The sequence below is a fragment of the Serratia marcescens subsp. marcescens ATCC 13880 genome (assembly GCF_017299535.1).
In the GTDB taxonomy this organism is placed as follows: domain Bacteria; phylum Pseudomonadota; class Gammaproteobacteria; order Enterobacterales; family Enterobacteriaceae; genus Serratia; species Serratia marcescens.
Map to the genome: position 1 here is coordinate 1,337,179 of NZ_CP071238.1, position 13,830 is coordinate 1,351,008.

15 protein-coding genes and 1 riboswitch are annotated in these 13,830 nt (G+C 61.9%); of the genes, 9 read left to right on the forward strand and 6 right to left on the reverse strand.

Annotated features, from left to right (window positions below; genetic code table 11):
* The first annotated feature begins 6 nt into the window (after positions 1–6).
* The 3 genes from J0F90_RS06295 (at position 7) to J0F90_RS06305 (ending at position 3,124) form a co-directional block, all read left to right on the forward strand.
* Positions 7–213, forward strand: a complete 207-nt coding sequence (locus J0F90_RS06295; RefSeq protein ID WP_126186656.1) for a hypothetical protein — start codon at positions 7–9, stop codon at positions 211–213.
* 531 nt (positions 214–744) lie between these two features.
* Entirely contained in the window at positions 745–2,757 is a 2,013-nt protein-coding gene (gene uvrB / locus J0F90_RS06300; protein WP_016928683.1) for an excinuclease ABC subunit UvrB, read from the forward strand.
* A 100-nt stretch (positions 2,758–2,857) separates the two neighbouring features.
* Complete coding sequence (locus J0F90_RS06305) at positions 2,858–3,124, forward strand: VF530 family protein (protein ID WP_004939783.1); 267 nt, start codon at positions 2,858–2,860, stop codon at positions 3,122–3,124.
* Positions 3,125–3,130: 6 nt separating this feature from the next.
* Here J0F90_RS06305 and J0F90_RS06310 read toward each other — a convergent pair whose 3' ends face one another.
* A complete protein-coding gene (locus tag J0F90_RS06310) occupies positions 3,131–4,048 on the reverse strand; it encodes a gluconeogenesis factor YvcK family protein (protein WP_025301926.1) in 918 nt (305 codons plus the stop codon).
* Positions 4,049–4,308: 260 nt separating this feature from the next.
* Positions 4,309–4,453, forward strand: a riboswitch (molybdenum cofactor riboswitch).
* On the opposite strand from J0F90_RS06310, the gene moaA reads away from it, so the two are divergent.
* From moaA to J0F90_RS06340, 6 genes are all read left to right on the forward strand, one after another.
* On the forward strand, positions 4,440–5,426 hold the full coding sequence (gene moaA, locus J0F90_RS06315; protein WP_033641045.1) for a GTP 3',8-cyclase MoaA: 987 nt from the start codon (positions 4,440–4,442) through the stop codon (positions 5,424–5,426). It overlaps the preceding riboswitch by 14 nt.
* A gap of 24 nt (positions 5,427–5,450) precedes the next feature.
* On the forward strand, positions 5,451–5,966 hold the full coding sequence (gene moaB / locus J0F90_RS06320) for a molybdenum cofactor biosynthesis protein B (RefSeq protein ID WP_033641044.1): 516 nt from the start codon (positions 5,451–5,453) through the stop codon (positions 5,964–5,966).
* Positions 5,967–5,969: 3 nt separating this feature from the next.
* Entirely contained in the window at positions 5,970–6,449 is a 480-nt protein-coding gene (gene moaC / locus J0F90_RS06325) for a cyclic pyranopterin monophosphate synthase MoaC (RefSeq protein ID WP_004939770.1), read from the forward strand.
* Positions 6,446–6,691 carry a molybdopterin synthase sulfur carrier subunit gene (gene moaD / locus J0F90_RS06330; protein ID WP_004939768.1) on the forward strand — a complete coding sequence of 82 codons (246 nt, stop codon included), beginning with the start codon at positions 6,446–6,448 and terminating at the stop codon, positions 6,689–6,691. The genes moaC and moaD overlap by 4 nt, the downstream gene beginning before the upstream one ends.
* A 2-nt stretch (positions 6,692–6,693) precedes the next feature.
* A complete protein-coding gene (moaE, locus tag J0F90_RS06335; RefSeq protein WP_033641043.1) occupies positions 6,694–7,161 on the forward strand; it encodes a molybdopterin synthase catalytic subunit MoaE in 468 nt (155 codons plus the stop codon).
* 130 nt (positions 7,162–7,291) lie between these two features.
* Positions 7,292–8,002, forward strand: a complete 711-nt coding sequence (locus J0F90_RS06340) for a Bax inhibitor-1/YccA family protein (protein WP_004939761.1) — start codon at positions 7,292–7,294, stop codon at positions 8,000–8,002.
* Between the two features lie 70 nt (positions 8,003–8,072).
* Here J0F90_RS06340 and J0F90_RS06345 read toward each other — a convergent pair whose 3' ends face one another.
* From J0F90_RS06345 to J0F90_RS06365, 5 genes are read right to left on the reverse strand one after another with little or no spacing between them, the layout of a single operon-like run.
* Positions 8,073–9,179: an ABC transporter permease gene (locus J0F90_RS06345; protein WP_033641042.1), complete on the reverse strand. Its 1,107-nt coding sequence runs from the start codon at positions 9,177–9,179 to the stop codon at positions 8,073–8,075.
* Positions 9,180–9,191: 12 nt separating this feature from the next.
* Positions 9,192–10,346 (reverse strand): ABC transporter permease, encoded by a 1,155-nt coding sequence (locus tag J0F90_RS06350; protein ID WP_033641041.1) that lies wholly within the window; start codon positions 10,344–10,346, stop codon positions 9,192–9,194.
* Positions 10,343–12,079 carry an ATP-binding cassette domain-containing protein gene (locus J0F90_RS06355; RefSeq protein WP_033641040.1) on the reverse strand — a complete coding sequence of 579 codons (1,737 nt, stop codon included), beginning with the start codon at positions 12,077–12,079 and terminating at the stop codon, positions 10,343–10,345. The genes J0F90_RS06350 and J0F90_RS06355 overlap by 4 nt, the downstream gene beginning before the upstream one ends.
* A gap of 8 nt (positions 12,080–12,087) precedes the next feature.
* On the reverse strand, positions 12,088–13,074 hold the full coding sequence (gene hlyD / locus J0F90_RS06360) for a secretion protein HlyD (protein ID WP_033641039.1): 987 nt from the start codon (positions 13,072–13,074) through the stop codon (positions 12,088–12,090).
* A gap of 18 nt (positions 13,075–13,092) precedes the next feature.
* A complete protein-coding gene (locus tag J0F90_RS06365; RefSeq protein ID WP_033641038.1) occupies positions 13,093–13,791 on the reverse strand; it encodes a CerR family C-terminal domain-containing protein in 699 nt (232 codons plus the stop codon).
* Positions 13,792–13,830: the final 39 nt, after the last annotated feature.

The following is a 13,830-nucleotide window of genomic DNA, read 5'->3' on the forward strand; positions in this document are numbered from 1 at the left end:
CCTGACGTGCGCTGCCGTGACAGCCTGAAAATACGCGGGGAAGTTAACCCGGACGTTTTTTGCACTCTTGTGGTGCTCTTCGGTGAGGGCATGGTGCAAGGCATTGCGCCGCCGTCAAGCGCGATCCGCGAGAAAGGGGCCGATGCGATTTTGGCAATGGGGATTTTTAGTATTAATCGGCATAAACAAAGCGATATTTTTATGAAAAAATAACTAAAAAAGCCATTTTGGCGAGTGTAAAGGGCGAAAAGCTTTCTTTCTGTAACTCCCGCCCCGGGCGGGGCGGTGAGAGTTATCCACTATTCCTGTGGATAACCTTGTGTATTAGATTTAGAAAAACGCTGTAAAGCGAGAGCGGACGCGGGTTCTGTTCGCTTTGCCCGCATTCTCGTCTTTTTATTAAATATCTTATATATCAATAGATTAATTAAAATCAAGACGCAGGGGTATTGATCAGGTCTCTATGTATGATTTTTCGACGCGGTGCTATCAATAAGTTAATTCGCGGCAAGTTCTGGGGATAAATCTGTTATTGACAATAAAAATGTCACCCCGCTGTAACGTCACGGTGCAACGGCATTGCCGCAGTGCCGGGCGCGGCGACGAATCCGCTTGAAGCTGGTTTTATATCCAGTATCATGGGCACTGGCGCAAATCGCCGACACTTTCCATAATTAGGGGCCATGTCCGGCGCAGAGCCGGCTGGCCGCCTGAGCGCGCGCATCTCCACAGGGTAGCCGAGCAATGAGTAAACTTTTCAAACTGCATTCCGAGTTCAAACCGGCCGGCGATCAGCCGGAAGCCATCCGCAAGCTGGAAGAGGGGCTGGAAGACGGCCTGGCGCACCAGACGCTGCTGGGGGTCACCGGTTCGGGCAAGACGTTCACCATCGCCAACGTGATAGCCGATCTGAATCGGCCGACCATGGTGCTGGCGCCGAACAAGACGCTGGCGGCGCAGCTGTACGGCGAGATGAAAGCGTTTTTCCCAGAGAATGCGGTGGAGTACTTCGTCTCCTACTACGACTACTACCAGCCGGAAGCCTACGTGCCCAGCTCCGACACCTTCATTGAAAAAGACGCTTCGGTGAACGAGCACATCGAGCAGATGCGTCTTTCCGCCACCAAGGCGCTGTTGGAGCGGCGCGACGTGGTGGTGGTGGCGTCGGTGTCGGCGATCTACGGCCTGGGCGATCCGGATCTTTACCTGAAGATGATGCTGCATCTGACCCAGGGGATGATCATCGATCAGCGCTCCATTTTGCGCCGCCTGGCGGAGCTGCAGTATTCCCGCAACGATCAGGCTTTCCAGCGCGCCACTTTCCGCGTGCGCGGCGAGGTGATCGATATCTTCCCGGCGGAATCGGACGAGCTGGCGTTGCGCGTCGAGCTGTTCGACGAAGAAGTGGAGCGGTTGTCGCTGTTCGATCCGCTGACCGGCCAGATTGAACAGGTGGTGCCGCGTTTTACCATCTACCCGAAATCGCACTACGTGACGCCGCGCGAGCGGATCATGCAGGCGATGGAAGAGATCAAGGTCGATCTGGCGGACCGCCGCAAGGTGCTGCTGGCCAACAACAAGCTGCTGGAAGAGCAGCGCCTGACGCAGCGCACCCAGTTCGATCTGGAGATGATGAACGAGCTGGGCTACTGCTCGGGCATCGAAAACTACTCGCGCTACCTTTCCGGGCGCGCCGAGGGCGAGCCGCCGCCGACGCTGTTCGACTACCTGCCGGCGGACGGCCTGCTGGTGGTCGACGAATCCCACGTGACCATTCCGCAGATTGGCGCGATGTTCAAGGGCGACCGCGCGCGCAAGGAAACGCTGGTGGAGTACGGCTTTCGTCTGCCGTCGGCGCTGGACAACCGCCCCTTGCGCTTCGAGGAGTTCGAGGCGTTGGCGCCGCAGACCATCTATGTTTCCGCCACGCCGGGCAAATATGAGCTGGAGAAATCCGGCGGCGATCTGATCGATCAGGTGGTGCGGCCGACCGGGTTGCTGGATCCGATCGTGGAAGTGCGGCCGGTCGCCACCCAGGTGGACGATCTGCTCTCCGAGATCCGCAAGCGCGCGGCGATCAACGAGCGCGTGCTGGTGACCACCCTGACCAAACGCATGGCGGAAGACCTGACCGAATATCTGGAAGAGCATGGCGAGCGCGTGCGCTACCTGCACTCGGATATCGATACCGTGGAACGGGTCGAAATCATTCGTGACCTGCGTCTGGGCGAGTTCGACGTGCTGGTGGGCATCAACCTGTTGCGTGAGGGGCTCGACATGCCTGAGGTGTCGCTGGTGGCGATTCTGGACGCCGACAAGGAAGGCTTCCTGCGTTCCGAACGTTCGCTGATCCAGACCATCGGCCGCGCGGCGCGTAACCTGAACGGTAAGGCGATCCTGTATGGCGATCGCATCACCGATTCGATGGCCAAGGCGATCGGTGAAACCGAGCGGCGCCGCGCCAAGCAGCAGGCCTATAACGAAGCCAACGGCATCGTGCCGCAGGGGCTGAACAAGAAGATCGGCGACATTCTGCAGATCGGTCAGCCGGTCAACCGCGCCAAGGGTAAAGGCAGGAGCAAGGCAGTGGACGGCGGCGCTCAGCTCCAGAACCTCACGCCGAAAGCGCTGGATCAGAAAATCCGCGATCTGGAAGCGCAGATGTACACCCACGCGCAAAACCTGGAGTTCGAGCAGGCGGCTGCGCTGCGCGACGAGATCCACCAGCTGCGCGAGCAGTTCATCGCGATTTCCTGACCGTTGGACGGCGCCCGCGCCGTGGGCGTCAAAATTCCTTGTCGGCCGCGCCAAAGCTGTTATGGTGTGCGGCCCGATTTGACCACGAAGAGTACCGAACATGAGCCAACACCAGTCTAAAGACCCGCTGCACGGCGTGACGCTGGAGCAACTGCTGAATAAACTGGTGGATCACTACGGTTGGTCCGAACTGGGCGCGCGCATTCGCATCAACTGCTTCCGCAGCGATCCGAGCATCAAGTCCAGCCTGAAGTTTTTGCGTCGCACGCCCTGGGCGCGCAAAGAGGTGGAAGATCTGTATATCGATATGGTCAGCCATCCCGCCCCGGCCAGCGATAATCCCTGGCTGCGCGGGCGAGACGGTTAAATTCGGTCAGCGGCGGGCGGCCAGCTCCACCAGCGCGTGATCCAGCGCCTGGCGCAGCAGTTGGCGATCGTGGCGGTAGGGGATGTCGCTCGCTTCCAGCGGCTGTTGAATCACCACCCGATCCTGCACTTCACTGGCGTCCACCGCCGGGCCGACGATCAGCGCATCGATCATCCGGCGGCCGATCTTCTCTTCCATCAGCGTCAGCTTATCCTTTAACGACAGCGCCGCGGCGGCCACGCTCAGCTCGCGGCCGAGGTTGCCGATATAGATCATGCTGGCGCTGCTGCGGCGCAGCGCCTGGGTGAGATCGTCCAGCAGCAGCAGCGGCATCAGGCTGGTGAGAAAGCTGCCCGGCCCGATCAGGATCACGTCGGCTTGCGCGATGGCGTCCAGCGCTTCGCGCGTGGCGTTGACCGGGGGCGACAGCATCAGCTCCTGCGGCATGTGGGCCAGTTGATCGACATTCACTTCACCGTAAACGTGATTGCCTTCGTGATCGTGCGCCATCAAATCCACCGGCTGCTCCGACATCGGGATCAGCGCCGCATCCACCTTCAGCAAGCTGCGCACCAGATTGATCGCTTCCAGCGGGCGCACGCTCAGGTGATCCAGCGCTTTCAGCATCAGGTTGCCCAGGTTATGGCCGGCCAGCTCACCGTTGCCGCTGAAACGGTATTCGAACATCGCCGAGGCGACGCTCGGTTCGGTGATCAGCTGGTTGAGACAGTTGCGGGTATCGCCCCAGGCAATGCCGCCTTCCGAACGGCGGATGCGGCCGGTGGAACCGCCGTTGTCGGTGGTGGTGACGATGCCGGTCAGGCGGGAGCCTAAGGACGACAGGGCCGACATCACACGGCCCAGGCCGTGTCCGCCGCCCAACGCCACCACGCGGTCGAGATCGGCCAGGGTACGATTACGCATAAATTTCCTTACAAAGGGGCTGAACTGCCCGCATAAGGTAGCGGATCCGGCATAAAAACGCGATAAAGAGTGTCATTTGCGTGATTCTGGTCAATTCGTCCACGCAAGCGATGTTTATCATGGTTTACCCGAATAGACGGCGTCTAAAAACGCTGTATAGACAATTATATAGCGAATTAACGCGTTGGCTATCGTTGCCGATTAGCGCTAGAATTCTGCTGAAAACCACGGTTTCATTCCGGCTACTCAAGGTAGCGGGAAGAGAAATCAAACTCCTAGCCCCTGCGCCTACGTTGTTCATCCGGAACGATATGGCGCCTGGGCCGTGGCGAAGTCAGCCACCAGGGTGCAGAGGGGAAACGCTCGCATCTCCCGACTTTGGAAAGGTGTTATGGTACCGCAACTCATTGATGCTTATGAGCGCAAGTTCTATTACCTGCGCTTGTCGATCACCGACGTGTGCAACTTTCGTTGCACCTATTGTCTGCCCGACGGCTACAAGCCGAGCGGCAGCCCGAAAAGCTTCCTGTCGCTGGATGAAATCCGCCGCGTCAGCCGCGCGTTCGCCGAACTGGGCACCGAAAAGGTGCGCCTGACCGGTGGCGAACCTTCGCTGCGCCGTGATTTTACCGAGATCATCGCCGCCGTGCGGGAAAACCCGGCCATCCGTACCTTGGCGGTCACCACCAACGGCTACCGTCTGGCGCGCGACGTCGCCGCCTGGCGTGACGCCGGCCTGACGGCGATCAACGTCAGCATCGACAGCCTGGATCCCCGTCAGTTTCACGCCATCACCGGCCAGGACAAGTTCCGCCAGGTGATGGACGGCATCGACGCCGCCTTCAGCGCCGGTTTCAGCAAGGTCAAGGTCAACGCCGTGCTGATGCGCGACGTCAATCACCAGCAACTCGGCGCGTTTCTCGCCTGGATCAAGGATCGGCCGATCCAGCTGCGCTTTATCGAACTGATGGAAACCGGCGAGGGCGGCGAGCTGTTTCGCAAACACCACGTTTCCGGCGAAGTGATTCGCCGGCAGCTGGAACAGCAAGGCTGGCAGCGCCAGGCGCGCGGCCGCAGCGACGGCCCGGCTCAGGTGTTCAGCCACCCGGACTACCAGGGTGAGGTGGGTCTTATCATGCCGTATGAAAAAGACTTCTGCGCCAGCTGCAACCGGCTGCGCGTTTCTTCCATCGGCAATCTGCATCTGTGCCTGTTCGGCGAGCAGGGGGTGCCCCTGCGCGATCTGCTGGCGGACGACGGCCAGCTCGACGCGCTGAAGGCGCGCATTCAGAGCGGGCTGCTGAGCAAGAAGCAGACCCATTTCCTGCATCAGGGCAACAGCGGGATCACCCAGAACCTGTCGTTTATCGGCGGCTGACAGCCAATAGGAGCTTATTGAACCATGAGCCATGCGAGCAGCGAGTTTATTCCGGTGCATATCGCCATCCTGACCGTGTCCGACAGCCGCGGCGCGGCGGAAGACACCTCCGGCCAATATCTGCAGGAAGCGGCGCAGGAAGCCGGCCATCAGGTGGTGGATCGCGCCATCGTCAAAGATGACATTTACCAGATCCGCGCGCGGGTTTCCGCGTGGATCGCCGATGACAACGTGCAGGCGGTGCTGATCTCCGGCGGCACCGGTTTTACCGCGCGCGACAACACGCCGGAAGCGCTGTTGCCGCTGTTCGACAGAGAGGTGGAAGGGTTCGGCGAACTGTTCCGCATGGTGTCGTACGAAGAGATCGGCACCGCGACGATCCAGTCGCGCGCGCTGGCCGGCCTGGCCAACCGCACGGTGATTTTCGCCATGCCGGGTTCCACCCGCGCCTGCCGCACCGCCTGGGAGCGGATTATCGAAGAGCAGTTGGACGCGCGCCATCGCCCGTGCAACTTCCAGCCCCATTTGAAGAAGCCCTGATTCATGACACAGCTAACCCACATTAACGCCGCCGGCGAAGCCCATATGGTCGACGTTTCCGCCAAGGCCGAAACGGTGCGCGAGGCGCGCGCCGAAGCCTTCGTCGAGATGCTGCCCGCCACGTTGGCGATGATCGTCGACGGCAGCCATCACAAGGGCGACGTGTTCGCCACGGCGCGCATCGCCGGCATTCAGGCGGCCAAACGCACCTGGGAACTGATCCCGCTATGCCACCCGCTGATGTTGAGCAAAGTCGAAGTGCAGCTGGAGGCGCAAACGGAGCACAGCCGGGTGCGCATTGAAACCTGCTGCCGGCTGACCGGCAAAACCGGCGTCGAGATGGAAGCGCTGACCGCCGCCTCGGTGGCGGCATTGACCATCTATGACATGTGCAAAGCGGTACAGAAAGATATGGTGATCGGCCCGGTGCGCCTGCTGGCGAAAAGCGGCGGCAAATCCGGCGATTTTAAGGTGAACGCATGATCGATATTCTTTTCTTCGCGCAGGTGCGCGAACTGGTGGGCACCGGCGCGCTGTCGATGCCGGCGGATTACCCGACCGTCGAGGCGCTGCGCCAGGCGTTGTGCGCGCGCGGCGATCGCTGGGCGCTGGCGCTGGAGTCCGGCAAGCTGTTGGCGGCGGTCAATCAGTCGCTGGTGGCGGCGGATCACCCGCTGCGCGCCGGCGATGAAGTGGCCTTCTTCCCGCCGGTTACCGGAGGGTAAGCATGGAAAACACCCGCATTCGCGTGGGCGAAGCGCCGTTCAACGTCGGCGACGAGTATCAGTGGCTGGCGCAGTGCGACGCCGACGGCGCGGTGGTGACCTTCACCGGCAAGGTGCGCAACCATAACCTCGGGGACGACGTCAGCGCGCTGACGCTGGAACACTACCCCGGCATGACCGAGAAGGCGCTGGCGGAGATCGTGGCCGAGGCGCGCAGCCGTTGGCCGCTGCAGCGCGTGACGGTGATTCACCGCATCGGCGCGCTGTATCCCGGCGACGAGATCGTGTTCGTCGGCGTGACCGGCGCGCACCGCGGCATGGCGTTCGCCGCCAGCGAGTTCATCATGGACTACCTGAAGACCCGGGCGCCGTTCTGGAAGCGCGAAGCGACCGGCCAGGGCGATCGTTGGGTGGACGCTCGCGACAGCGATCGCGAGGCCGCGCAGCGCTGGCACGACGCGGCTAAATAACGCCTCAACAGCGGAAACAAATCAAGACCTTTGCCGCTTTCGCGCGGCCTATTCTGTGGTACGCTTATAGCAGGCGAAGCCCCGTTCGCGGGGCTTCGGAATCTTGTTTACAACGCAAAAGGTAACCGTCATGGACCGATATCCACGCTCTAATGGTTCAATCGTCGAACGTGCCAACAGCGGCATTCAGGCCTACATGGCGCAGGTTTACGGCTGGATGACCTGCGGTCTGCTGCTGACGGCGTTCGTTTCCTGGTATGCGGCCAATACGCCCGCGATCCTCAACTTCATCTTCTCCAGCCAGATCACCTTCTTCGGTCTGATCATCGCCCAGTTGGCGCTGGTGTTCGTGATTTCCGGCATGGTCAACCGCCTGAGCGGCGCGGTGGCCACCTCGCTGTTCATGCTGTACTCGGCGCTGACCGGGCTGACGCTGTCGAGCATCTTCATCGCTTATACCTACAGCTCGATCGCCAGCACCTTCGTGGTCACCGCCGGCATGTTCGGCGCGATGAGCCTGTACGGCTACACCACCAAGCGCGATCTGAGCGGCTTCGGCAGCATGCTGTTCATGGCGCTGATCGGCATCGTGCTGGCTTCGCTGGTGAACATCTGGCTGAAAAGCACCGCGCTGATGTGGGCGATTACCTACATCGGGGTGGTGGTGTTCGTCGGCCTGACCGCGTACGACACGCAGAAACTCAAGGCGATGGGCGAGCAGCTGAACGCCGATGATAAAGACGGCTTCCGCAAGTACGCCATCGTCGGCGCGCTGACGCTGTATCTCGACTTCATCAACCTGTTCCTGATGTTGCTGCGCATCTTCGGCAACCGCCGCTAAATCCGTCGTCTTTCAAGCCTTAGGGTATCTGGCGATCAAAAAGCTCTGCATGTGATATGCAGAGCTTTTTTTATGCGATTTTGCGGCGAAACAGCGCGTAGGCGGCGCTGCCGGTGGTGGCGGTGATCACCAGCAGCGGCCACAGGCTGCGCCAGATGATGCTGAAGCTGGCGTCTTTCAGGTAGATCTGCTTGGTGATGTCGGTGAAGTGGCGTATCGGGTTCACCCAGGTCAGATCCTGCAGCCACACCGGCATATTCTCCACCGGCGAGACGTAACCTGAGAGCAGGATCGCCGGCATCATGAACACGAACACGCCGATAAACGCCTGCTGCTGAGTGGCGCACAGCGACGAGATCAGCAGGCCGAAACCGACCAGCGACAGCCCGTAGATCAGCATGGTGGCATAGAACAGCAGCAGCGATCCGGCGAACGGGATCTGGTACAGGAAGATGCCGATCAACAGCACGATGCTGGACTGGAAGCTGGCGACGATCAGCGCCGGCACCGCCTTGCCGATAAAGATTTGCCAGGTGGTGAGCGGCGAGACCAGCAGCTGTTCCAGCGTGCCCTGTTCGCGTTCGCGCGCCACCGACAGCGAGGTGACGATCAGTACGCCGATGGTGGTGATCATGGCGATCAGCGACGGCACCACGAACCATTTGTAGTCCAGATTCGGGTTATACCAGTTGCGCACCACCAGTTCGCTGTTGTTGGGTTTGGCGCGGTTGCCGAGCAGCTCGTTCTGATATTCCTGCACGATCTGCTGCACGTAGTTGGCGGCGATCTGCGCGCTGTTGGAGTTGCGCCCGTCGAGCAGCAGCTGCAGCGGCGCGGTATTGCCGGCGGCGATATCGCGCGAGAACTGCGCCGGGAAGCGGATCAGCAGCAGCGCCCGTTGGTTATCAATGGTGGTCTTTATCTCCTGCGGGTTGCGCAGCAGCAGCACATGGGAGAAAGCTTTAGCCTTGGCGAAGCGTTGGGTCAGCTCCACCGAAGCCTGGCCGCTGTCCTCGCTGTAGACCGCGATGGTGGCGTTGGTCACCTCCAGCGTCGCGGCGAACGGGAACAGCAGCACCTGCAGGATCACCGGCATGATCAGGATGGCGCGGGTTTGCGGATCGCGCAGCAGCGCCTGCATTTCCTTGATGATGAGCGTCAACAGACGGTGAAACATCGCTCTTTCTCCTTAATCCAGCCGACGCTGGGTTTTCCAGGCCGTCAGGCCGATGAACACCACGGCGGAAGCGATCAGGAACAGCAGATTGATCGCCAGCACGGTGCCGACGTTGCCCGCCAGGAACAGCGTTTGCAGCGTGCTGACGAAGTAACGCGCCGGAATGATGTAGGTCACCGCGCGCACGATGGCCGGCATGCTGTCGATCTGGAAAATGAAGCCGGACAGCATGATCGACGGCAGAAAGGCGGCGTTCAGCGCCACCATCGCCGCGTTGAACTGGTTGCGGGTGAGGGTGGAGATCAGCAGGCCCATGCCGAGGGTGCTGGCGAGGAACAGGCTGCTGATCAGCAGCAGGATCGGCAGCGAACCGCGATAGGGCACGCCGAGCACCCACACCGCCACCGCCATGCACAGCGCCATGGCGATCATGCCGAGGAAGTAATAAGGGATCAGTTTGGAGAGCAGCAGCTCGCTGCGCGTCACCTGGGTGGACAGCAGAGCCTCCATGGTGCCGCGCTCCCATTCGCGGGCGATCACCAGCGAGGTGAGAATGGCGCCGATCACCGTCATGATGATGGTGATGGCGCCGGGAATGATGTAGTGCCGGCTGATGGCCGCCGGGTTGAACCAGTAGCGCATCTGCACGTCAATCAGCGGTTTGTCGTTGTTCCCCCGATCGGCGGCGCGCTGCTGCTGCCAAACTTGCCATACGCCCTGGGCATAGCCCTGCACGAAGTTGGCGGTGTTCGGCTCGCTGCCGTCGGTGATCACCTGGATAGGGGCGCTGTCGTGCGGGCGCGCCATGCGCTGGTCGAAATCCACCGGGATCACCACCAGGCCGCGGATCGTGCCGGCCTGCATCTGCTGGATCAGCTGTTGGCGGTTGTCGCTGATGGTCGGTTCGATATAGGGCGAACCGGCGAAGGCGTGGGCCAGATCGCGCGCGTCTTCGCTCTGTTGCTCCATCAGAATGCCCAGATGCAGCTTGCTGGAGTCCAGGTTTATGCCGTAGCCAAAGATGAAAAGCAGCATCAGCGGGATGACGAAGGCGATCAGGCCGCTGCTGGGATCGCGCAGTATCTGCCGCGTTTCCTTCAGGCACAGCGCGCGCAGCCGGCGCCAGGAGAAGCCGCTCTCGTCGATTGGGGTTCGGTTATCGCTCACCGCGTTTCCTCCTCGTCGTAGCCCTGCACCAGCTCGATAAACGCCTGCTCCATCGAAGGGCTGGGATTGTCGTCGCGCGCCACCTGCTGTTTGAGATCGTCCGGCGTGCCGGCGGCGATGATCTTGCCGCGATACACCAGGCCGATGCGGTCGCAGTATTCCGCCTCGTCCATAAAGTGGGTGGTCACCATCACCGTCACGCCCTTGTCGACCATGCCGTTGATGTGCAGCCAGAACTCGCGCCGCGTCAGCGGATCGACGCCGGAAGTCGGTTCGTCGAGGAACAGAATATCCGGTTCGTGCATCAGCGCGCAGGCCAGCGCCAGGCGCTGTTTGAAGCCGAGCGGCAACGCGTCCGGCGTCTGATCGAGGATCGGCGCGAAGTTGAAGGCGCGCGACATCTCGTCGATTTTGTCGCGCTGCGCCTTGCCGCTCAGGCCGTAGACGCCGGAGAAGAATTTCAGGTTCTGCGCCACCGTCAGGTTGCCGTACAGCGAGAATTTTTGCGCCATGTAGCCGAGGCGTTGGCGCGCCTTGCCGGAACTGGTCTTCAGATCCATCCCCAGCACCAGCGCCTTGCCGCCGGACGGCACCAGCAGGCCGCACATCATTTTGAAGGTGGTGGACTTGCCGGCGCCGTTCGGGCCGAGCAGGCCGAAGATTTCGCCGCGCCGCACCTGGAAATCGACGTGATCGGTGGCGGCGAAATCGCCGAATTTCTTGGTCAACTGCACCGCTTCGATCACCGTTTCGCCACTTTCGCCGTTGACGGTCGGCATGATCTCCGCCAGCGCCGAGCGATGGTTGGGGCCGCCGCCGAGCAGATCGATAAACGCATCCTCGAAGCGCGGATCCGCTTCGTTCAGTTCGGCGTCCGGCAGATCCAGCGCCTGCAGCAGCTGGCGGTGATCTTCGCCTTCTTTCAGGATCAGGCGCAGGTACTTGCCCTGGATCACGCCGTCGGTGACCGCCGGCAGGCAGATCGCCCGCTGCAGCAACGATCGATGGCTGCCCGGCGGCGCGGCGATCAACACCGTGCGCCCGGCCATACGGCGAGTCAGATCCTGCGGCGCGCCGCTGAACAGCAGCTCGCCCTCGTTGAGCAGCAGCACTTCGCGGCACTGCTCGGCTTCGTCGAGATAAGAGGTGCTCCACAGGATCAACATGCCGTCGTTGGCCAGCTCGTGCACCATGCGCCACAGTTCGCGGCGCGAGATCGGATCGACGCCGACGCCCGGTTCATCCAGCAGCAGCACCTGGGGGGCGCCCACCAGCGTGCAGGCCAGTCCCAGTTTTTGCTTCATGCCGCCGGACAGCTTGCCCGCCAGGCGCTCAGTGAAGCGGGTCAGATCGGTGAATTTCAGCAGCCGTTCGAAGGTCTGGCGGCGAAGATCGCCGGTGACACCGCGCAGAGCGGCGTACAGCGTCAGGTTCTCCATCACCGTCAGATCCTCATACAGCCCGAACTTCTGCGGCATGTAGCCGAGGATCGCGTGCAGTTGACGATCCTGGCCGATCGGATCCAGCCCGGCGACCCGCAGCTTGCCGCTGCTGGGCTGCAGCAGCCCGGCCAGCATGCGCAGCAGGGTGGTTTTGCCGGCGCCGTCCGGGCCGACCAGCCCGATCACCGCGCCGCTGCGCAGGGTGGTGGTCAGGCTGGCGACCGCCGGTTTCTCAAGCGACGGGAAGCGTTTTTCCAGCCCTTCCAGCTCGATGGTGTGCGCCTGTTCCATGGCCGGCCTCAGGGTTTGGCGAAGCGCAGGGTGACCGGCATGCCCTGGCGCAGCGCGTCGTCGGCGTCGGTGACGATCACCCGCAGGCGATACACCAGATCGGTGCGCAGATCCGGCGTTTCAACGCTTTTCGGCGTGAATTCCGCGGTCGGCGAGACGAAACCGATCTTGCCGTGATAAGGCTTGCCGGGGCGGCCGTCGGTGTAAATTTCCAACTCGGTGCCGGGCACCGCCTGATTCAGGCTGGTTTCGTTGACGTAGGCGCGCACCCACACCGGCCGGGTCAACGACAGGGCGAACACCGTGCCGCCGGCGCCGAGCATGGTGCCCGGCTCTACCGCACGGGTCAGCACCGTGCCGGCGGAAGGGGAGATCAGCGTGGCGTCTTGCAGGTTCAACTGCGCCTGCGCCAACGCCGCTTCGCTTTGCGCCACGTCGGCCTTGGCCTGTTCAATTTCTTGCGGGCGATTGCCGCTGCGGTATTGCGACAGCTTGTCCTTCGCCGCCTGCAGATTGGCCTGCGCCTGATTGCGGGCGGTGCGCGCATCCTCCAGCGCGTCGGCGGAGGTGGCGTTTTTCGCCCACAGCCCCTGCTGGCGTTTCAGGAAGCTGTCGGCATAGGTGAAGGCGGACTGGCGCTGCGCCATTTCTGACTGCACCTGGGCTATCTCTTCGGTGCGATAGCCGGCCTGCAGCAGCGACAGTTTGGCGCGCGCGCTGCCGACGTTGGCTTCGGCCTGCTGCAGCGCGTTGCGGTAGGGGGCGTCGTCCAGCTTGCCGAGCAACTGGCCTGGCTGAACGGCATCGCCTTCATCCACCGTCAGCGACGCCAGGCGGCCGTCGACGCGAAAGCCGAGGTTGACCGTGCGGATATCGACGTTGCCGTACAGCGTCAGCGGCTTATCCTGCTGCTGTTGGTAATGCCAGACCCCGTAAGCGGCGGCCGCGATCAGCAGAATTAACAACACGATCAAGGCACTGCGTTTTTTGTTCATAACACTCCCTGCCTGAATTTACGCGCCGTGACGTTGGCGCAGCCCAATAACTAAAATCTCGATATGCTCGCTCAGCACCGCCGCGATTTGCGCCGCTTCGCCCTCGCCAATCTCTTGCCAGCCGGCCTGACGGCGAATGGTCTCTCGCGCCACGCGGAACGACAGCACCTCGCCGATCAGCGCATGGGTATGCAACACCAGGCGGGTGGCGCGTTCGTCGATGCCGGTGGCGGCCGACAGCAGGCGGCACAGCCGCTCGTGCATCGGCGCGATCACCTGGCGGTGGATCAGCGGGTAGGCCTCGGTCGGGGCGAGCTGTTCGCGCGACATGATTTTGCTCAGGTTCAGCGTGTGCGGCTGGGTCATCAGCTCGCTGAAGGCCAGCAGGCCACGCTGCAGCAAGCGTAGCGCCGCGTCGGGTGAGCGTTGTTCGGGCGCTTCTTGCCCAAAGCGATCGACCTCTTCGGCCAACGGGGCGAACGCCTGCTGGATGAAATCGGCGAGCGACTGCGCCACGGCCAGATACAGCCCCTCTTTGGAGCTGAAGTAATAGGTAATGGCGGCGATGTTCTGGCCGGCGCGCTGGGCGATATCGCGCGTGGTGGCGCCCTGCAGGCCGAATTCGCCGAACAGTTCGGTCGCCGCGGCGAGCAGCTGCCTGCGCGTTTGCTCGCCGCGCGCCCGGCCGGCGGCCTGATGAGGGACGGAAGCTGGCATGGGTCACGCTCGAAGTTAATCAATCATATGATTAACTTT

Coding starts and splice junctions, on each gene's coding strand:
- moaD (WP_004939768.1), top strand. CDS start 6,446: ATGATCGATATTCTTTTCTTCGCGCAGGTGCGCGAACTGGTGGGCACC.
- J0F90_RS06365 (WP_033641038.1), bottom strand. CDS start 13,791: ATGCCAGCTTCCGTCCCTCATCAGGCCGCCGGCCGGGCGCGCGGCGAG.
- moaE (WP_033641043.1), top strand. CDS start 6,694: ATGGAAAACACCCGCATTCGCGTGGGCGAAGCGCCGTTCAACGTCGGC.
- moaB (WP_033641044.1), top strand. CDS start 5,451: ATGAGCCATGCGAGCAGCGAGTTTATTCCGGTGCATATCGCCATCCTG.
- moaC (WP_004939770.1), top strand. CDS start 5,970: ATGACACAGCTAACCCACATTAACGCCGCCGGCGAAGCCCATATGGTC.
- hlyD (WP_033641039.1), bottom strand. CDS start 13,074: ATGAACAAAAAACGCAGTGCCTTGATCGTGTTGTTAATTCTGCTGATC.
- uvrB (WP_016928683.1), top strand. CDS start 745: ATGAGTAAACTTTTCAAACTGCATTCCGAGTTCAAACCGGCCGGCGAT.
- moaA (WP_033641045.1), top strand. CDS start 4,440: ATGGTACCGCAACTCATTGATGCTTATGAGCGCAAGTTCTATTACCTG.
- J0F90_RS06310 (WP_025301926.1), bottom strand. CDS start 4,048: ATGCGTAATCGTACCCTGGCCGATCTCGACCGCGTGGTGGCGTTGGGC.
- J0F90_RS06340 (WP_004939761.1), top strand. CDS start 7,292: ATGGACCGATATCCACGCTCTAATGGTTCAATCGTCGAACGTGCCAAC.
- J0F90_RS06355 (WP_033641040.1), bottom strand. CDS start 12,079: ATGGAACAGGCGCACACCATCGAGCTGGAAGGGCTGGAAAAACGCTTC.
- J0F90_RS06305 (WP_004939783.1), top strand. CDS start 2,858: ATGAGCCAACACCAGTCTAAAGACCCGCTGCACGGCGTGACGCTGGAG.
- J0F90_RS06345 (WP_033641042.1), bottom strand. CDS start 9,179: ATGTTTCACCGTCTGTTGACGCTCATCATCAAGGAAATGCAGGCGCTG.